The 17,691-nt window shown below is 68.6% G+C and carries 13 protein-coding genes and 1 tRNA gene; 10 read left to right on the top strand and 4 right to left on the bottom strand.

What is annotated here, in order from left to right:
* Nucleotides 1–151: 151 nt before the first annotated feature.
* The 3 genes from AB0B89_RS13770 to AB0B89_RS13780 all read left to right on the top strand — a co-directional run bounded on the left by AB0B89_RS13770 (nucleotide 152) and on the right by AB0B89_RS13780 (nucleotide 3,925).
* Complete coding sequence (locus AB0B89_RS13770; RefSeq protein ID WP_358552050.1) at nucleotides 152–1,078, top strand: molybdopterin dinucleotide binding domain-containing protein; 927 nt, start codon at nucleotides 152–154, stop codon at nucleotides 1,076–1,078.
* 261 nt (nucleotides 1,079–1,339) lie between these two features.
* Nucleotides 1,340–2,695: a glutamine synthetase family protein gene (locus AB0B89_RS13775; protein ID WP_358552052.1), complete on the top strand. Its 1,356-nt coding sequence runs from the start codon at nucleotides 1,340–1,342 to the stop codon at nucleotides 2,693–2,695.
* 126 nt (nucleotides 2,696–2,821) lie between these two features.
* Entirely contained in the window at nucleotides 2,822–3,925 is a 1,104-nt protein-coding gene (locus AB0B89_RS13780; RefSeq protein ID WP_358552054.1) for an acyltransferase, read from the top strand.
* On the opposite strand, the gene AB0B89_RS13785 is transcribed toward AB0B89_RS13780, so the two are convergent.
* Complete coding sequence (locus AB0B89_RS13785; RefSeq protein WP_358552056.1) at nucleotides 3,904–4,641, bottom strand: polysaccharide deacetylase family protein; 738 nt, start codon at nucleotides 4,639–4,641, stop codon at nucleotides 3,904–3,906. The genes AB0B89_RS13780 and AB0B89_RS13785 overlap by 22 nt on opposite strands.
* 426 nt (nucleotides 4,642–5,067) lie before the next feature.
* Between AB0B89_RS13785 and AB0B89_RS13790 the strand changes: the two genes are divergently transcribed.
* From AB0B89_RS13790 to AB0B89_RS13815, 6 genes are all read left to right on the top strand, one after another.
* Nucleotides 5,068–6,765, top strand: a complete 1,698-nt coding sequence (locus AB0B89_RS13790) for an ABC transporter substrate-binding protein (RefSeq protein WP_358552058.1) — start codon at nucleotides 5,068–5,070, stop codon at nucleotides 6,763–6,765.
* Between the two features lie 46 nt (nucleotides 6,766–6,811).
* Nucleotides 6,812–7,798 carry an ABC transporter permease gene (locus AB0B89_RS13795; RefSeq protein WP_358552060.1) on the top strand — a complete coding sequence of 329 codons (987 nt, stop codon included), beginning with the start codon at nucleotides 6,812–6,814 and terminating at the stop codon, nucleotides 7,796–7,798.
* Nucleotides 7,795–8,721 carry an ABC transporter permease gene (locus tag AB0B89_RS13800; protein ID WP_358552062.1) on the top strand — a complete coding sequence of 309 codons (927 nt, stop codon included), beginning with the start codon at nucleotides 7,795–7,797 and terminating at the stop codon, nucleotides 8,719–8,721. The genes AB0B89_RS13795 and AB0B89_RS13800 overlap by 4 nt, the downstream gene beginning before the upstream one ends.
* Entirely contained in the window at nucleotides 8,718–10,520 is a 1,803-nt protein-coding gene (locus tag AB0B89_RS13805) for an ABC transporter ATP-binding protein (protein WP_358552064.1), read from the top strand. The genes AB0B89_RS13800 and AB0B89_RS13805 overlap by 4 nt, the downstream gene beginning before the upstream one ends.
* A 108-nt stretch (nucleotides 10,521–10,628) precedes the next feature.
* Nucleotides 10,629–11,189, top strand: coding sequence for a hypothetical protein (locus AB0B89_RS13810; protein ID WP_358552066.1), 561 nt, complete (start codon nucleotides 10,629–10,631; stop codon nucleotides 11,187–11,189).
* Nucleotides 11,190–11,983: 794 nt separating this feature from the next.
* A complete protein-coding gene (locus AB0B89_RS13815; RefSeq protein ID WP_358552068.1) occupies nucleotides 11,984–13,447 on the top strand; it encodes a non-reducing end alpha-L-arabinofuranosidase family hydrolase in 1,464 nt (487 codons plus the stop codon).
* A gap of 76 nt (nucleotides 13,448–13,523) precedes the next feature.
* On the opposite strand, the gene AB0B89_RS13820 is transcribed toward AB0B89_RS13815, so the two are convergent.
* Together AB0B89_RS13820 and AB0B89_RS13825 are read right to left on the bottom strand one after the other, a co-directional pair.
* Nucleotides 13,524–13,597, bottom strand: a tRNA-Pro gene (locus AB0B89_RS13820).
* Between the two features lie 122 nt (nucleotides 13,598–13,719).
* Nucleotides 13,720–14,640, bottom strand: a complete 921-nt coding sequence (locus AB0B89_RS13825) for a metallophosphoesterase (RefSeq protein WP_358552070.1) — start codon at nucleotides 14,638–14,640, stop codon at nucleotides 13,720–13,722.
* Nucleotides 14,641–14,766: 126 nt separating this feature from the next.
* Here AB0B89_RS13825 and AB0B89_RS13830 point away from each other — a divergent pair, with 126 nt between their 5' ends.
* Entirely contained in the window at nucleotides 14,767–15,222 is a 456-nt protein-coding gene (locus AB0B89_RS13830) for a GatB/YqeY domain-containing protein (protein ID WP_358552072.1), read from the top strand.
* A gap of 83 nt (nucleotides 15,223–15,305) precedes the next feature.
* Here the strand turns inward: AB0B89_RS13830 and AB0B89_RS13835 are convergent, their stop codons facing one another.
* Nucleotides 15,306–17,612, bottom strand: coding sequence for a transglycosylase domain-containing protein (locus AB0B89_RS13835; protein WP_358552074.1), 2,307 nt, complete (start codon nucleotides 17,610–17,612; stop codon nucleotides 15,306–15,308).
* Nucleotides 17,613–17,691: the final 79 nt, after the last annotated feature.

Here is a 17,691-nt window from a genome sequence, read left to right on the forward strand (position 1 = left end):
GAGCGCCGCCTGAGGCAGCAGCGCGCCGTAGGCGACCACCGGGCAGCAGTCGGGCTCGATCTGCCTGAGCCTGTCGAGGAACTGCGGGTCCTACCTCAACGAGACCACCCGGCACGCGAACGTCATCCTGCCGCCGCCGCGCATCCTGCAGATGCCGCACTACGACTTCCTGCTGCTGACGGTGACGGTGCGCAACTACACCAGGTTCTCCCCGGCGATCCTGCCGCTGCAGCCCGGCCAGCTGTCGGAGGCCGAGATCATGGCGCGGCTGACGTTGATCGCCTCAGGGCAGGGAGCGGACGCCGACCCGGCCGGGCTGGACGAGTTCATCGTCGGCCAGCTGCTCGCCGGTGCCACGCAGGCCCCCGGCTCGCCGTACGAGGGCATGGACGTGGCCGAGCTGCGCGCCACGCTGCAGGGCGACAGCGGACCCGAGCTGATGCTGGACACCATGCTCAGGATGGGCGGCTACGGCCTGTCGCTGGCCGACCTGCTGGCGAACCCGCACGGCATCGACCTCGGCCCGCTTCAGCCCCGGCTGGCGGAGGTGCTGACCACGGCCTCGGGCCGGGTGGAGCTGGCCCCGCCGAGGCTGGCCGAGGAGGCGGCCCGACTGCGCGACCGCCTGGCCGTACCGCCGCCGGAGACCCTGCTGATCGGGCGGCGCCAGCTGCGTTCCCTCAACAGCTGGCTGCACAACGTGCCGACGCTGACCGGCGGCAGCAACCGGTGCACCCTGCACATCCACCCGGACGACGTGACGCGGCTCGGGCTCGGCGAGCAGGTCCTCGTACGCTCGGCCAGCGGGGAGCTCGTCGTGCCCGTCGAACCCAACGACGGGATCATGCCGGGGGTGGTGAGCCTGCCCCACGGATGGGGACACGCCGGGACCCGTCAGCGGAACGCGTCGGAACACGCGGGCGTGAACGCGAACACGCTGACCGACGAGTCGGTGATCGACGTGCCCTCCGGAAACGCGGTGTTCAACGGCGTCCCGGTCACCCTCATCCCCATCGGGTTCGAAAGCGACGAACTGGACCTGACACAGCTTCGCGTCCCCTCCTCCGCGCCCGCCTAGCGGGTCCGTAGAGGACGCCTCCTCGCGCGGCCGTCCTGACCACCTTCATGGCCGTCAGGACGGCGTCGCCGACGACATCAGCCGGTTGGCCGGGAACGCTCGCGCCGGCATGGAGAATGACGTTGCGACAGCGCGTGTGACCAAGCGTGACGATCGCGGCGTCCAGCCCACACTGCTCAGCCGTACCGGCGACCGTGGCCGTGAGACGACCGGATCCTCGTGTCGATGGCGCCGCACCGGACGAAGGCAGGGGAGCGGGACATGGACCAGCCGGAACGTGAGCGACGCGCGGCCCTGGCCCGGAAGGCGACCGAGGACCTGGCAGCCGGGGACGTGACCGCGGTCGCCGTCACCTGGGTGGACACCAGCGGCGTCACCAGGGTCAAGGCGGTGCCCCTCGCGCGGCTGGAACACGCGGCGGCCTGGGGCATCGGCGCCTCACCGGTGTTCGACGCATTCCTGCTCGACGACTCCATCATGAGCGGCCGGTTCGCCGGCGGGCCCGTCGGCGACCTGCGCCTGCATCCGGACCTCGACCGCCTCGCCGTGCTGACCGCCCTTCCCGGCTGGGCGTGGGCGCCCGCGGACCGGTACGACCAGGACGGCGTGCCGCATCCCCTGGACGCCCGCCACCTGGCCCGCCGCGAGACCGATCGGCTGGCCGCCTGCGGCTTCTCCGTCCGGGCGTCGTTCGAGGTGGAGTGGGCGGCCTCCATCGGTGCGGGCGATGACTTCGTCCCCGCCTGCACCGGCCCCGCGTACGGCATGACGCGGCTCACCGAACGGTCCGGTTACCTGCGTGAGGTGGTCGACGCGCTGTCGGAGGCGGGCGTCGCGGTGGAGCAGATCCACCCCGAGTACGCCGCGGGGCAGTACGAGGTCTCGGTCGCGGCCGAGGGCCCGGTCGGTGCCGCCGACACCACGGTCCTCGTCCGCGAGACGATCCGCGCGGTCAGCCTGAACCACGGCCTGCGCGCGACCTTCTCCCCCAAGGTGCTCGCGGGCGGAGTCGGCAACGGGGCGCACGTCCACCTGAGCCTGTGGCGCGACGGCGTGAACCTCATGGCCGGCGGCGAGGGCCGGTACGGCCTCACCGCCGAGGGCGAGGCGTTCTGCGCCGGCATCCTGTCGCGGCTACCGGCCCTGCTGGCGGTGGGCGCCCCGTCCGTCGCGAGCTACCTGCGGCTCATCCCTTCCCGCTGGGCCGGCGCGTTCGCCTGCTGGGGGCTGGAGAACCGAGAGGCGGCGTTGCGGTTCGTCACCGGATCGGCCGGCGAACGGTCGCGGGCGGCCAACCTGGAGGTCAAGTGCTTCGACGCGGCGGCCAACCCGTATCTCGCGATGGCCGTGCTCCTCGCCGCGGGCCGGGCCGGTCTCGCCGGCGGCGGCACGCTCCCCGAGCCCGTCGAGGTCGATCCGCTGTCCTTGGGCACCGTCACGCCGCTGCCGTCCTCCCTCGGGGCGGCACTTGAGGCGTTCGAGTCCGACGCCGTGCTGAAGGAGGCGCTGGGCGAGGCCATGATCGACACGATCGCCCTCGTACGCCGGGGCGAGATAGCGCTCTTCGACGGAGCGGACCCCGACGAGATCGCCGCGCGTACCCGCTGGAAGCACTGACACCGGTGGTCCTCGGGGGCCCGCCTTGACGAGCGGGCGGCCGGGCCGGAGGCCGCCGGAGTCGGTGCTTCTGGCCCGCACTCGTTCGATGGGTTCTTAGCGATCTTTGTAGATATATTCCTGCATATGCTCGTTGCGGCCCCCCGCACTTCCGATTCTCCGGTCATCCTTCGTGACCCGTCTCGGCTGCGCGTTCTCGACCTGTTACGGTTCTGCGCGGCGCTCGCGGTGGTGCTCTTCCACTACGGTGACACGCGGGCATGGGGCACCCCGAACGCGTTCCCCGCCCTGAGCGCGGTGACCATGTTCGGCGTGTACGGCGTCCGCCTGTTCTTCATGATCAGCGGATTCGTCATCCTGATGAGCGCGTGGGGGAGGAGCCCCGGCCAGTTCGTCTCGTCGCGGATCGCCCGGCTCTACCCCGCCTACTGGGCCAGCGTGATCGCTCTGGGAGGCCTGGCGGTCGCGGGTCTCGTCACCGACCACCGGCCCACCCTGAGCGAGCTGCTCGCCAACCTCACCATGCTGCAGCACGGCCTGAGGGTCCGTGACCTGGAGATCGTGTACTGGACGCTCTGGCAGGAGCTGGTCTTCTACGCGCTCATCGCGGTGTTCGCCGCGGTCGGCATCACCTACCGCCGCTGCCTGGCCTTCCTCGGGGGCTGGCTGCTGCTCCTCGCCATCGCCGAGCGTGTGAACGCCGACCTGCTCCAGGCGTTCCTCATCCCGTTCAGCGCGCCATACTTCATCGCAGGCATGGCCCTGTACCTGATGCACCGCTTCGGGGGGTCGCTGTACCCCTGGCTGTTCGTGGGGGCCGGATGGGCGATCGCCCTCGTTCAGGTGCTGGGGGAGAACCCTCCGGCCGTCAAGCGTTTCGGCATGGCCCTGGGATCCGCCCTCGTGGTCGGAGTGATCTCCCTCATCTTCCTGATCATGATCCTGGTGGCCCAGGGGAGGCTGGACGGCATCGACTGGCGCTGGCTGTCCTGGCTCGGCGTGCTGACCTACCCGCTCTACCTGTTCCATCACCACGTCGGGTTCCTGCTCATCGACAAGCTCCACACCCCGCTGGGGAACTGGGTCACGCTGCCGCTGGTCGTCGCGGCCGCGCTCGCCGTCGCGTACGGCGTGAACCGGCTGGTGGAGGTGCCCCTGCAACCGAGGCTGAGGGCCGCACTCGACCGCTCGCTCCACGCCGGCGACGGCTACTTCGAGCGCGGAGGGTAGATCTCGCCGCCACGCAGTTCCCGGCCCTGGAGCAGGGTCGTCACCGTGACGAAGCGGTAGTGCTGCTTCTCCAGCGTCTTCAGTACGGCCGGGATGGCCTTGACGGTCTCCGGGACGATGTCGTGCAGCAGGATGACACCGTCGCGCTTGGCCAGCTTGAGCGTCCGCTTGGTGATGACGGCGGTGTCGCGGGCCTGCCAGTCGAGGGTGGACCCGGTCCACAGGATCTGCGGAAGCGCGAGCTCGGCCATCAGCTGGGTGACCCGCTCGTCGGTGGCGCCGTTCGGCGGGCGCATCATCGTCGGCGCCCTGCCGATGGTCTGGTCGATGACGTCCGAGGTCCTCGTCATCTCGTCGAGGATCTCCTCGTCGGACAGCTCGGTCAGCGACGGGTGGTCCCAGGTGTGGTTGCCGATCTCGTGCCCCTCGTCCACGATCCGCTGGGTCAGCTCGGGCCGGGTCTCGACCTTCCTGCCGAGAAGGAAGAAGGTGGCCTTGGCCTTGTGCTTCTTCAGCGTGTCGAGCAGCTCGGGGGTGTACGGCCACGGGCCGTCGTCGAAGGTGAGGGCGATGCACTTGTAGCGGGCGCAGTACGGCTTGGCCGCCTTCTTCACCTTTCCGGCAGCCGGGGTCGCATCAGCCTGCTGCGTCTTCGTCGCCTCGGCGGCCGCCGAGGTCGGAGCGGCCTTCTCGGTCTTCTTCGCCTCGGCGGCCACCGGGACACCGAGGACACCGACCGCACAGACACTGGCAACGATGATTCTGACTTTCCGCCACATGTCGCCGAATCTTAATAAAGCCTCACGCCTACGGCGATCTAGACCGCCCAGTCTCGCGGTCGCACGGGCGGGCGGGCCGGAACCCACCGATTCGGCGTTGTGGGTGAGGATCGGTCTCTGAGGTAAAGAATACGCACCCGCGTGTAAGCGGAAAGTAATCAGGGCATTACTTTCCGTGCGAGTCGCATGGCTGAGCCTTTCTTGTCCGGCCGTTCGGCTCGCCCCAGACGAACGACATCACCAATCGCCGGAGCGGCGTCCACCGCGATGCGCTCCCGAACTTTCCCCATTGTCGCCGGGCGGTCGCCATTGCCGATCGCCCGTTTCTGAAGCATTCCCCCGATCAGTCGAACGAGGAGAATTGTGCGTTCGTACGAAGGAAGACTGAGCGCTGCCCTGGCCATCGCCCTCGCGTTGACGACTTCGGCGTGCGCCGACGGTGACCAGGCCGGTGGCGGATCCGACGCGGCGACGTACCGGAACGTGGTCGCCGACGTCGCAGGGCGCACGCCCGTCCAGACCATCCAGGTGCTCACCAGGACCGCGGCGGAGGATCCTCGCTGGTTCGAGCAGGCCCGCCTGATCGTGGAGTCCTGGCAGCGGGCCGGCATCCCCGCCGAACTACAGGCGGTACGCGGCGCCGAGGTGGGTCGCCGTGCGTTCATGAGCAAGGACTTCGACGCGACCCTGCTGGTCTATGCCCCGATGGCGGACCGGATCGACCCCGACAACATCCTGTCGAGGTTCACCTCTGCCCGTGCCGGGGTCTCCGGCTCCAACATTTCCGGTTATCGCAACGCCGCATATGACGCGCTCTATGACGCTCAGCAGGTCGCGACGAACGAAACCGACCGGGTCGCCGCCGTGAAGCGGGCGCAGAAGCTGTTGTACGAGCAGCAGCCGGTCCGGCCGTTCGCCTATCCCGTCGTGGCCGGGGCGTATCGGTCGGACCGCTGGGACGGCATCCGGCAGGCACTGGGCTACCCGGTCTTCAACATCTGGAACTCGATCGGCGCCACTCCGAAGACCGGCAAGCGCACCCTGGTGGTCGGGACGATCTCCGAGTCCCTGACCCTCAACCCGGTCGCGCTGGAGACACCCTCGGCGCAGTTACTCCTGTCACACATCTACGACAGCCTTGTACGAATCGGCCCGGAAGGTGAGTTGCGCGACTGGGCGGCCGAGTCGGTGAAGGTCGACGGCGCCCGAGTGACCGCGAAGCTGCGGCCCGGCATGCGGTTCAGCGACGGGCATCCGGTCACCGCCTCCGACGTGGCGTTCAGCGTCAGGTACCTGATCGACAAGAAGTCCCCGCTGTTCGCCCCGAAGCTGGCAGCCGTGCGGGACGTACGGGCCACCGGCGACTCGGTCGAGATCACCCTCACCAGGCCGTCGCAGAGCTTCGTGGCCACGGCGCTGTCCCAGGTGCCCATCTTGCCGGAGCACATCTGGAGGAAGGTGGCCCACCCGGAGAAATTCGTCAACGACAACCCCGTGGGGTCCGGGCCGTTCGTCTTCGCCGGCCGCAAACTCGGCGCGGAGATCCGGTTCACGGCGAACAAGCGGCACTTCTCGGCACCCAGGATCGACGGCCTGGTGATGATCGTGCTGGGCGGCTTCGACGCCGAGGTCGGCGGGCTCGCCCAAGGTGACCTTGACATGCTCGGGGACGTCCAGAACGTCGCCCAGCTCGCCTCGGTGCGCGGGAAGAGCGGGATCACGGTGCTGTCCGCCGAGAGCATCGGCTGGGCCGGACTGCACTACAACATGCGCAAGGAGCCGTTCGACGACCGCCACTTCCGGCGTGCCCTGTCCCTGCTCATCCCCGTGCGGGACATCATCGACGTGGTTTTCGACGGGCAGGGCGAGCCCGCCGGGTCGCCGATCGCCGCGTCGCTGACGAAGTGGCACGACGCGTCGCTCCAGCCGTTCCCCTACGACCTCCCGGCCGCGATGAAGGAGCTGCGGGAGGCGGGATACGTGTTCGATCGCCATGGCGTGCTCTACTACCCGGCCGCCCGCGAGGACAAGCGCCTCCGTGACAACGACCTGCCCTCCTGACCAGGTGAATCGCGTGCCGGCTCAGGTGATACGGAAGGGAGGCGCCATGACGCTGCTGCGATTTTCGATGAGACGTGTCGCGCGGATGGCGGCGACCATCGCGATCCTCGTGCCGTTGACCTTCTTGCTGTTCAGGGCCGTGCCGGGGGATCCCAGCGCGGCGGTGGTCGGGCCGGACCTCGACCCGTCCGTGGCCGCCATGCTCCGGGCGCGCTACGGCGTGGACCAGCCGGTCGGAGTGCAGTTCCTCCGGTACCTCAGCAACCTGGCGCGAGGTGACCTAGGCATCTCGTTCCACTACAAGCAGCCGGTCGGTGACATCCTGCTGAACAAGCTCTTCAACACCGCCGTCCTGGCCGTGCCCGCCATCGTGCTGGCCCTGGTGCTCGGGTCGGCCCTCGGCGCGTTCGCCGCGGCCACCGGCCGGCGACGCGGGCTCGTCGACGCGGTGCTGCGCAACGGAGCCTTCGTCGGAAGGGCCACGCCCATCTTCTGGACGGCGACGCTCGCGCTGCTGCTGTTCAGCTACCACCTGAACTGGGTGCCGTCGATCGGGATGACCACACCTGGCAGGGGAGTCGCGGTCACCGGCCTGGGCGTCTTCGGCTCGCCGGACTTCTGGTGGCACCTCGCCCTTCCGCTCCTCATCATGACGCTCTACTTCATGCCTGAGCCGTTGCTGACCATGCGCACCTCGATGGCGGACGTGCTGCGCGAGGACTTCATCGCCCTCGGGCGAGCACAGGGCCTGTCCCCGGCGCGAATCGTCTACCGGCACGCGGCACGGAACGCGCTGCTGCCGGTGGTCACCCTGATGCCGGCGCTCACCGGCACCATCATCGGCGGTCAGGTGATCGTCGAGACCATCTTCTCCTGGCCAGGCATGGGGCGGGCGATCGTCGACGCCGTCAACAACTTCGACTACCCGATGATGCAAGGCGTCTTCCTGCTGACCGCCGTGATGGCCGTCGCCGTCAACGGCGTCATCGATGTTCTCTACGCGTACCTCGACCCGCGTGTGAGGTTGGCATGACCGGTCCTCATCCCCCGACGACGACGAAGACCAAGCGGCGCATGTGGCAGGACAAGGTGACCACGGGCGCCCGGCGGGTCGGGCGGGACCTGTGGTCGACTCCCAGCGGCCGGGCCGCGATCGCCATCATCGGCGTCTTCGTCCTGACCGCGGTACTCGCGCCGGCGATAGCACCGCACGGCCCTCTTGAGCGGGTACGGGCCGCGGACGGAGCGCTGGCGAGACTGCTACCGCCGAGCCCCGCGCACCCGTTCGGCACGACCAACTTCGGCCGCGACATCTTCGACCAGGTGGCCTGGGGCACCCGCCGGACCCTTTCGGTCGCCGGGGTCGCCGCCCTGGCGACCGCGCTGATCGGGCTCAACGTCGGCCTCGTCGCCGGTTACCTGGGCGGCAAGGTCGACAGCGTGCTCATGCGGATCGCGGACACCGCGTACGCCATCCCCTTCCTGCCCCTGGCGATCGTGCTGGTCGGAATCCTCGGCCGATCGGACTTCGTGCTGGTCCTCGCCATCGCCCTGCTCTTCTGGCGTACCACCGCGCGGGTGGTACGGGCGCAGGTGCTGTCGCTGAAGGAGCGGTCGTTCGTCAAGGCGGCCGTCGTGGGCGGGGCGTCCCGGCGGCGCGTCCTGTACGTACACATCGCCCCGAACGTCGCCTCTCTCGCCATCCTCTACGGAATGCTGCTCGTCGCCGAGGCGGTTCTGGCCGAGGCGGGACTCAGCTTCCTCGGCCTGGCGCCGACGAACGCGGTGTCCTGGGGCACGATCATGTTCGACGCGTTCAACTCGCAGGAGATGAACCGCGCGTGGTGGTGGCCGCTGTTCCCCGGGCTGGCCATCATGCTGTTCGTCTTCGCCGTCTCGCTGCTCGGACGGGCGCACGAGTCCCTGCAACGGCGCCACCTGGAGGTGCGGTCGTGACCCCGATCCTGGACGTGCGCGGATTGAAAGTCGTGTTTCCCAGCCATGCCGGTCCGGTACGGGCCGTACGCGACCTTTCGTTCTCCATCGCGCCGGGCGAGGTGGTCGGCCTGATCGGCGAGTCGGGATCGGGCAAGACCACCGCCGCCAAGGCGATCCTCCGTCTGCTCCCTCCCGGAGCCGAGGTATCCGGGCAGGTCGCGTTCGAGGGTACGGACCTGGCGGCGGTCGCCGGGAAGACCTTGCGCCGTTTGAGGTGGGAGCGGCTGGCGCTGGTTCCGCAGGCGGCGATGAACTCCCTCGACCCCGTGCAGCCGGTCGACCGGCAGATCGCCGAGGTGGTACGGGCGCATCGCGACATGTCACGAAAGGAGGCGTTCACGCTGGCCCGGCAGGCGCTGGACCGGGTGGGCATCCGGGCCGACCGGTCCGGAGGCTATCCGCACCAGTACAGCGGCGGCATGCGGCAACGCGCGCTGATCGCCATGGCCACGGTGCTCCAGCCGACGCTGCTGATCGCGGACGAGCCGACCACCGGGCTGGACGTGGTCGTGCAGGACCGGATCATGGCCCTGCTCGCCGACGCCAAGCGCGAGCTGGGCTTGTCCATGTTGCTGGTCACCCACGACCTGGGCGTGGCCGGAGAGATCTGCGATCGGGTCATCGTGCTCAAGGACGGCGAGGCCATCGAGTCCGGCCCGGTCGGCACGGTGTTCCGCGCGCCGCGCCACCCGTACACCCGTGGGCTCCTCAGTGACGAACCCGTCGACCCGGGGCCGCGGGCCCGCGGAGGTGAGCAGGCGCCGGCGGCGGTGTCCCTCGACCGGGTACACGTGCGCTACACGACCGGGCGCGGGCTGGCCGCGCTGCGGCGGCCCCGGTACGTCGCGGCCGTCGACGACGTCTCGATGCTGGTACGCGAAGGAGAGATCCTTGGACTCGCCGGCGAGAGCGGCTGCGGCAAGAGCTCCGTCGTGTCCGCGCTTGTGGGACTGGCCGACATCGCCGGGGGCACCGTACGGGTCGGCGACGTCGAGCTCGGCGGCGAGGGGAGACCCGACTGGCGCGCGCTGCGGTCACAGGTGCAGCTGATCTTCCAGGATCCGTACCAGTCCCTCAACCCCCGGCTCACCGTCCATCGCGAGGTCGCCGAACCGCTGCTGGCCCAGCTACGGCTCACCGACGACGAAGTCCACCGCCGGGTCATCGCCGCGCTGGAAGCGGCCGAGCTGAAGCCGGCCGAACGGTACGCCTCGCGGCGGCCCCATGAACTCAGCGGAGGGGAGCGCCAGCGGGTGGCGATCGCCCGCGCGCTGGTCCTCCGGCCTCGGGTGCTGCTCGCCGACGAGCCGGTGTCGATGCTCGACCGGTCCACCGGCGGGGAGATCGTGGCACTGCTGCGCCGGCTCGCCGACGATCTCGGGGTCGCCGTCATCCTCGTGTCCCACGACCTGTCCGTCCTGCGCCGGATCTGCGATCGGATCGGGGTCATGTACCTCGGCCGGGTGATCGAGACGGGGCCGGCGCACGAGATCCTCTCGCGCCCCCGGCATCCGTACACACGTGCGCTCATCGACGCGGTGCCCGTGACCGACCCGGCGGCACGCCGCAGGCGGGTGCTGCTCCCCGGCGAACCGCCGTCCGCTGTGGACCGCCCCACCGGGTGCGCCTTCCACGACCGATGCCTGGTGGCCCGTCAGACGCGTTGCCGCACGGACGTACCGCCGCTGTCCCTGGAGACCCACGCGGTGGCCTGCTGGTACCCCCTCGGCAATCCGGCGCCCGCACCCGGCCGATGACGATTCCTGGCAGCTCGGCCGGACGACGCACGTGGGCGGGGTGTGCAGCGTTGATCGGTCTTAATCTTCTCCAAGATGTTCGCAAGCGGCTGCGGTGATTCTTTCGGTATGAACCCACTGAAGACCCTGCTTCGGGTCATCGCGGGGGCGATCCTCGTGGCGCCTCTCGTCGCCGTCCCTTCCGCCTCCGCCGCGGCCTCCACTGCGGCTGCCCCGTACGTCCGTATCACCGTGAACTCGATCACCTCGTGGCGGACACAACACAGCGGTACCGACATGACCTTCCTCAAGATCTCCGGACCCTCGCTGATGCCGCTCATGGAGGTGACCTATGAAGTCTGGCCGGGGAATGGGGCGAGCTATCCGATGACGCCGGGCAAGTGCCTCGTTTTCCTCCCGGCTGAGTGCCCAGGGGGTATCCCGTACGTCTACCCGGTCTACGAGCACGACATAGTGACCAAACCGGTGTTCACCCCCAATGGGGGCCGGGTCACCCTCAACCTCCGGAAGCGGAACCCCTGGATCGCGGATGACGACCTCCTGCTTGAATCCTTTCCCCTCGGACCACTGACCAACAGCGTCACCTACTCGTTCCGGCCGCACGCCTACACCCAGGGCGCCGACTATCAGATCGATGTCACGCTGTCGCCCAGCATGACGCCGTACTGATCACACCAGGAAGATCGGGGGCTTGAGCGTCAGCGGAGACATACCAAGTGCGGGGGTTGACGCACAACGTGAAGGAGCCCGCCGCTCCGGACAGCGGCGGGCTTCTGCTGTCCTCGACCGATTCCAGCCGACGCCGGTCCCGGGGCTCCGGCGAGGCGGCGGACGGGCGACAGAATCGCGGGCGGAAGGATTCGCGGCGAACCGGCCGCGCACGGCAGAAGATCATCACCATCGTTGAACGTTTCATCACAGAGCCGGTCTCGCACGGTGCGATCGGATGCCCATAAGGGCAGATGAAGGCCTGCCGGGGGGCGGGGGCGCGGGGGAAGGGGCCGAGGGCCGTGCCTTGACGCGGATCGCCCACATCGGATTGGCTCCGCGCACCACCACCTCCCGCGAGAGAAACGGATCAGTCCGCCAGTGGGCAGAATGTTAGCGCTAACATCAATCATGGCCCCGCGTGTACGTCTGGGCCGAATTCCCCGGCACGCCACGCGCGGGTTGTGGGACGGGACCGAGCCACGCCTCCCGCTCACCCCGGACGCGTGGTGGACTGCTCTCCAACGAGGGTGGAGCGAGCACGTCAAGTTAGCGCTCACAGGCACGACGAGCGCGTTCGGCTTCGCCGGCGCCCGTCCGCGACGCCTCCTATAGCCGCTCGCTCACCGGGCCTCCTATGGCCGCTCGCTCACCCGGCCTCCTGCGACCTTCGGTTGCACCGCGAACGGCAACGCCTCCGCCCCACCGACACCAGTCGCTGAAAGCGGCTGGACGAAATGATGAGGAGCACACACATGCGCCTGCCCTGGCGAACGCGGACACCGCGCCGCTCCGCCGTCACACCGACGGCGCCGTCCCGACCGGCCGTGCGCCGCGGCTTCGCGATCATCGCGATCCCGATCCTGCTGGCGGCGGCCGGGCTACTGGCCACGCAGCCCGCTCAGGCGGCCGTCGCCTGCCGGGTCGACTACACCGTCAGCTCGTCGTGGCCGGGTGGCTTCGGCGCCAACGTCACCATCAACAACCTGGGTGACGCGGTCAACGGCTGGCAGCTGACCTGGACCTTCGGGGGCGGCCAGCAGATCACCCAGATGTGGAACGCCACGTCCACCCAGTCCGGTTCAACGGTGATCGCGACCAATGTCGGCTACAACGCCGCCATCCCGTCGGGGGGCAGCACTGCCTTCGGGTTCAACGGCTCGTACACCAGCGGCAATCCGTCGCCCACCTCGTTCTCCCTGAACGGCGTGGCCTGCACCGGGACCCCCGGAAGCCCCACCCCCACTCCCACCCGGACCCCCACCCCCACCCCCACGCCGACCCCGACTCCCACTCCGACGCCGACCGGCACGTGCGCTCTTCCGTCGACGTACCGCTGGACATCGACGGGCTCGCTGGCGAATCCGAAGTCGGGGTGGGTCTCGCTCAAGGACTTCACCTCGGTCGTCTACAACGGCAAGCACCTTGTCTATGCGACGACGCACGACACGGGATCGAGCTGGGGTTCGATGAACTTCGGCCTCTTCACGAACTGGTCCGACATGGCCTCGGCCGGCCAGAACACGATGTCTTCCGGCACCGTCGCGCCCACGCTTTTCTACTTCGCCCCAAAGAACATCTGGGTGCTCGCCTACCAGTGGGGTGGCACCGCCTTCTCCTACAAGACGTCGAGCGACCCCACCAATCCAAATGGCTGGTCATCGCCGCAGACACTCTTCTCCGGAAGCATCTCCGGCTCCGGAACGGGCCCCATCGACCAGACGCTCATCGGTGACGGCACGAACATGTATCTGTTCTTCGCCGGGGACAATGGCAAGATCTACCGGGCCAGTATGCCCATCGGGAATTTCCCCGGCAGCTTCGGCTCGACCTCGACAGTGGTCATGAGCGACACGACGAACAACCTGTTCGAAGCGGTCGAGGTCTACAAGGTCCAGGGCCAGAACCAATACCTCATGATCGTCGAGGCGATCGGCTCGCAGGGCCGCTACTTCCGCTCGTTCACCTCCACCAGCCTGGGCGGTTCCTGGACACCGCAGGCCGCGACCGAGAGCAACCCCTTCGCCGGCAAGGCCAACAGCGGCGCCACCTGGACCAACGACATCAGCCACGGCGACCTGGTCCGCAGCAACCCCGACCAGACCAAGACCATCGATCCCTGCAATCTGCAGTTGCTCTACCAGGGACGCAGCCCCAGCTCCGGCGGCGACTACGGCCTCCTGCCCTACCGCCCGGGAGTGCTGACGCTGCAGCGCTGACGGCTCGTAAGAACCCGTTGCTGCACGGAGATCAAAAAGGCCACTTGCGATGATCGCAAGTGGCCTTCTAACTGGGTCGGGGTGGCGGGATTTGAACCCACGGCCTCTTCGTCCCGAACGAAGCGCGCTGCCAAGCTGCGCTACACCCCGGTGCACAGGCGCTTTTGCTTGTGCTCGCATGAGTCTAGCGGACTTTGGTGGTGCTCGCGTCATCCGGGAGGGACGAAAGGGCCTGACGCATCGGGCGATGCGCGACTTCGTGGAGTCGTACGTCAGGGGCGGGTGGGGCGGCGAGGGACGAGGGTGAGCAAGGTCGCCTCGGGCGGGCAGGCGAAGCGCGCCGGGGCGTAGGGAGAGGTGCCGAGGCCCGCGGAGACGTGGAGCCAGGCGGACTCGTGGCGGTGCAGGCCCTTCACCCTGGCGCGGTCGATGCCGCAGTTGGTCACCAGGGCTCCGTAGAACGGGACGCACAGCTGGCCGCCGTGGGTGTGACCTGCCAGGAGCAACTGGTAGCCGTCACCGGCGAAGCGGGACATGTTGCTGGGCTCGGGGGAGTGCATGACCCCCAGTCGGAGGTCGGCGTCGGCGGGAGCGGGGCCGGCGATGTGGTCGTACCGGTCACGGTTGATGTGGGAGTCGTGGATGCCGCCCACGAAGACGTCGAGATCGCCCACCTTGACGCGCGCGGTGGTGTTGTTCATGTCGAGCCAGCCCGCGGCGGTCATGCCGGCGCCCAGCTCGTCCCACGGGAGGTTGGGGATGTGCTGGCGCCTGTCGCTCTTGGACGATCGCCAGAGGTAGCGCGCGGGGTTCTTGGGCCTGGGGGCGTACAGGTCGTTGGACCCGTAGACGAACAGGCCGGGGCGGGACAGCAGAGGCTCGACCGCGTGCAGGTAGGCCCCCACCGCATCCGGGTGGGCCAGCGTGTCACCCGTGTTGACCACGAGGTCGGGATCGAGGGCCTCCAGTGAGCGCACCCAGTTGATCAGACGGGTGCGCCCGGGCGTGAGGTGCAGGTCGGAGATCTGCAGGATGCGCACCGGCCGCTGCCCCGGCGCCAGGACCGGCACGTCGAAGCGCCTGAGCCGGAACCAGTTGCGCTCGACGACCGAGGCGTAGCCGATCCCGGCAACGCCGAGGCCCAGCAAGGACAGGGGTATCGCGGCAGCTTTCCTCACCCCTTCATGATGCATGAGGGCGCGGCATGCTGCCTCCCAACGCGAAGAACAGGGGTTTTCGTGATGACACTCCGTGAGCGGGACCCCGGTCAGAGGGAAATAGCGGCGATCGCGCTGCGGCGACACGGCAAGATGGTGACCATGAGTGCTTTGAAGGACAAGCTGAAGGCCGACCTCACGACATCGATGAAGGCGCGTGACGAGGTGCGGACCCGAACGCTGCGCATGGCCCTGGCGGCCGTCAGCACCGAGGAGGTCGCGGGCAAGTCGGCGCGCGAGCTCTCCGACGACGAGATCGTCAAGGTGCTGACGAGGGAAGCCAAGAAGCGCCGGGAGGCGTCCGAGGCGTTCGCGGGTGCTGGGCGGACCGAGCAGGCGCAGGCGGAGCAGGACGAGCACGCCGTGCTTGAGGAGTACCTCCCCGCCCAGCTGAGCGACGAGGAGCTCGACAGGCTCGTCGCGGAGGCCATCTCCGAGAGCGGCGCCGAGGGTCCGAAGGCCATGGGCCAGGTCATGAAGGTCCTCAACCCCAAGGTCGCCGGACGCGCGGAGGGCGGCAGGGTGGCCCAGGCCGTGCGCACCCGTCTCGCGGGCTGAGGTGGCCCGAGGTCGTGCATCAGGGGCTCTTGCGAGCGGAAAGGCGCCCTCACAGGTGACTCTGTGGGGGCGCCTTTCGTTGGTCAGCCGTTGCGGGTGTTCGGAGCGGTGGTGGGGGTGACCAGGTCGAGACCGCCGTCGCCGGTCTCGCTGCCGCGGTTGCCCCCGCCGCCGCCGTTTCCGCCGCCGCGGTTACCCCCGCCGCCGCCGTTTCCGCCGCCGTTGTCACCGTTACCGCCGTTGCCGTCCGGGACGGGGTAGGGGCTGCCGTTGTTGTCGACCGGCTCCTTCGGAGGCTTGGGCGCGCAGCCGCCGCTGCAACCGCCGAAGCGGCTCATGTCCGGCGGGGTGAAGGACGAGGCCTGGATGTCCTTCAGGGCGCTGAGCATCGTGGCCTTCCAGATCTGGCCGGAGATCGTGGCGCCGAACACCTCGCCGTAGTAGTTGCCGCCGATGGTGATGCCGCGCAGCGGGTGGGTGTACGAGCCGCGCGGGTCGCCGAGGCTGACGGCTCCGGCGAGGTCCGGGGTGTAGCCGGCGAACCAGGCGGTCATGGATCCGTCGGTCGTGCCGGTCTTGCCCGCCGCGTCGCGGCCGATGCCGCCGACGCCCCTCATCGTGCCCTTCGTGAACACTCCGGACAGGATGCCGCTCACCGCGTCGGCGACCTTCTCGTCGAGCGTCTGCTTGCAGCTGGGCTTGAAGTTGGTGGTCTTGCCGTACCGGTCGGTGATCGCCGTGATCGCCATCGGCTCGCAGTACCTGCCGCGGGCCGCGAAGGTGGCGTAGGCGCTGGCCACGGTGATGGGGTCCATCTCGTTGACGCCGAGGGTGAAGGTCTCGACCTCCTGGAGCTTCCCGCCGTCGGCGCGCTTGATGCCGAGGTCCTTGGCGGTCTTGACGACGTCGCAGAGCCCGACCTTCTTCTCAAGGCCGAGGAAGAAGGTGTTGACCGATCCCCAGGTGCCGGTCTGGAGGGTCTTGAAGCCGCCGCCGCCCTCGGAGTTGTGCGCGACGTGACTCGGGTCGCCGACGTTCTCGCCCTTGCAGTTCTTGAAGTCGCTGTAGCCGCTCGCCTGGAAGCTGCTGCCCGCGTCGAGACCGTCGCCGAACCGCAGGCCCTCCTTCAGCGCCGTGGCGAGCGTGAAGGCCTTGAAGGTCGAACCCGCCTGGAAGCCCGTGCCGCCGCCGTGCGCGACGTCGGCGACCAGGTTGTAGTTGGACTCGTTCTTCTTCTTGCTGTTGCCGAACCTGCGGCTGGCGGCCATGGCCTTGATGGCACCGGTGCCCGGCTCGACCAGAGCCTCGGCGGCGACGGGCTTGTCGGAGGCGTAGACCCACTTCTTGATGGCCTTGTCGGCGGCCTTCTGCATCTTGGTGTCCAGGGTGGTCTTGATGGTCAGTCCACCCCGGTTGAGGAACTCCTTGCGGGCCTTCTCGGTCTTGCCGAACTGCTTGTCGTTCAGGATCTCGTGCTGGACGTACAGGCAGAAGTACGGGTAGTCGCTCTGCTCGCAGCCGCCGGGGATCGAGATGTCCTTGTAGACCAGCTTCTTGGCCTTCGCGGTGGCGGCCTCTTCAGGCGTGATCTTGTGCAGCTCGGCCATCCGGTCGAGGACGACGTTGCGCCGGGCCAGCAGGGCGGCCCTGTTCTTCTTGCCCAGGTTCGGGTCGGTCGCGTTGGGGTTCTGTACGGCCCCCGCGAGCGTGGCCGCCTCCTGGAGGTTCAGCTTGGAGGCGGGCTTGTCGAAGAACCGCTTGGAGGCGGCCTGGATGCCGTACGCGCTCGCGCCGAAGTAGGCGATGTTCAGGTAGTTCTCAAGGATCTTGTCCTTGGAGTACTTCTCCTCGACGGCCATGGCGTACCGGAGCTCGTTGAGCTTGCGGGAGACCGTCGGGGCGATGGCCGCGAGCTTCTCCTCGTCGGTCTCGGCCTTGTTGAGCAGCACCTGCTTGACGTACTGCTGGGTGATCGAGGATCCGCCCTGGGAGACGCCGCCCGACTGGAAGTTCTTCATCATCGCGCGGGCGAAGCCCTCCAGGTCGAGGGCGCCGTGCTCGTAGAAGCGGAAGTCCTCGATGGAGATGATCGCCTCCTGCATGACCGGGGCGACCTTGTCCAGTGCCACCGATTCGCGGTTCTGGTAGTAGAACTGTGCGATCAGCTTGCCGCTGGAGTCGAGGATCTCGGTCTTCTCCGGTAGCGGCGGCTCTTTGAGGTCTTCGGGCTTCAGGTTCAGCACATCGGTGGCACTCTTGACCCCCACGCCGGCTCCGCCCACGGCGGGCAGGGCGATGGCGGCGGCCAGCACCCCCGCCGCGACGGACGCCGCGATCAGGCGGAGGAGGTTCCCGAACACGGACCCGCGGGCTTTGCCTTGAGCTTGCACGAGACCAAGCGTATGCCGAGTCGCTGACTCAATAGGTACTCAAAGTCCATTTCGCATTGACTCGTCGGCGACTCGCGGA

Source organism: Sphaerisporangium sp. NPDC049002 (assembly GCF_040649355.1).
Lineage (GTDB): Bacteria > Actinomycetota > Actinomycetes > Streptosporangiales > Streptosporangiaceae > Sphaerisporangium.

Excerpts from the sequence above, each read along its gene's own strand:
- AB0B89_RS13770 (WP_358552050.1), top strand. The coding sequence starts at position 152 with ATGCCGCACTACGACTTCCTGCTGCTGACGGTGACGGTGCGCAACTAC.
- AB0B89_RS13775 (WP_358552052.1), top strand. The coding sequence starts at position 1,340 with ATGGACCAGCCGGAACGTGAGCGACGCGCGGCCCTGGCCCGGAAGGCG.
- AB0B89_RS13780 (WP_358552054.1), top strand. The coding sequence starts at position 2,822 with ATGCTCGTTGCGGCCCCCCGCACTTCCGATTCTCCGGTCATCCTTCGT.
- AB0B89_RS13795 (WP_358552060.1), top strand. The coding sequence starts at position 6,812 with ATGACGCTGCTGCGATTTTCGATGAGACGTGTCGCGCGGATGGCGGCG.
- AB0B89_RS13800 (WP_358552062.1), top strand. The coding sequence starts at position 7,795 with ATGACCGGTCCTCATCCCCCGACGACGACGAAGACCAAGCGGCGCATG.
- AB0B89_RS13810 (WP_358552066.1), top strand. The coding sequence starts at position 10,629 with ATGAACCCACTGAAGACCCTGCTTCGGGTCATCGCGGGGGCGATCCTC.
- AB0B89_RS13815 (WP_358552068.1), top strand. The coding sequence starts at position 11,984 with ATGCGCCTGCCCTGGCGAACGCGGACACCGCGCCGCTCCGCCGTCACA.
- AB0B89_RS13825 (WP_358552070.1), bottom strand. The coding sequence starts at position 14,640 with ATGCATCATGAAGGGGTGAGGAAAGCTGCCGCGATACCCCTGTCCTTG.
- AB0B89_RS13830 (WP_358552072.1), top strand. The coding sequence starts at position 14,767 with ATGAGTGCTTTGAAGGACAAGCTGAAGGCCGACCTCACGACATCGATG.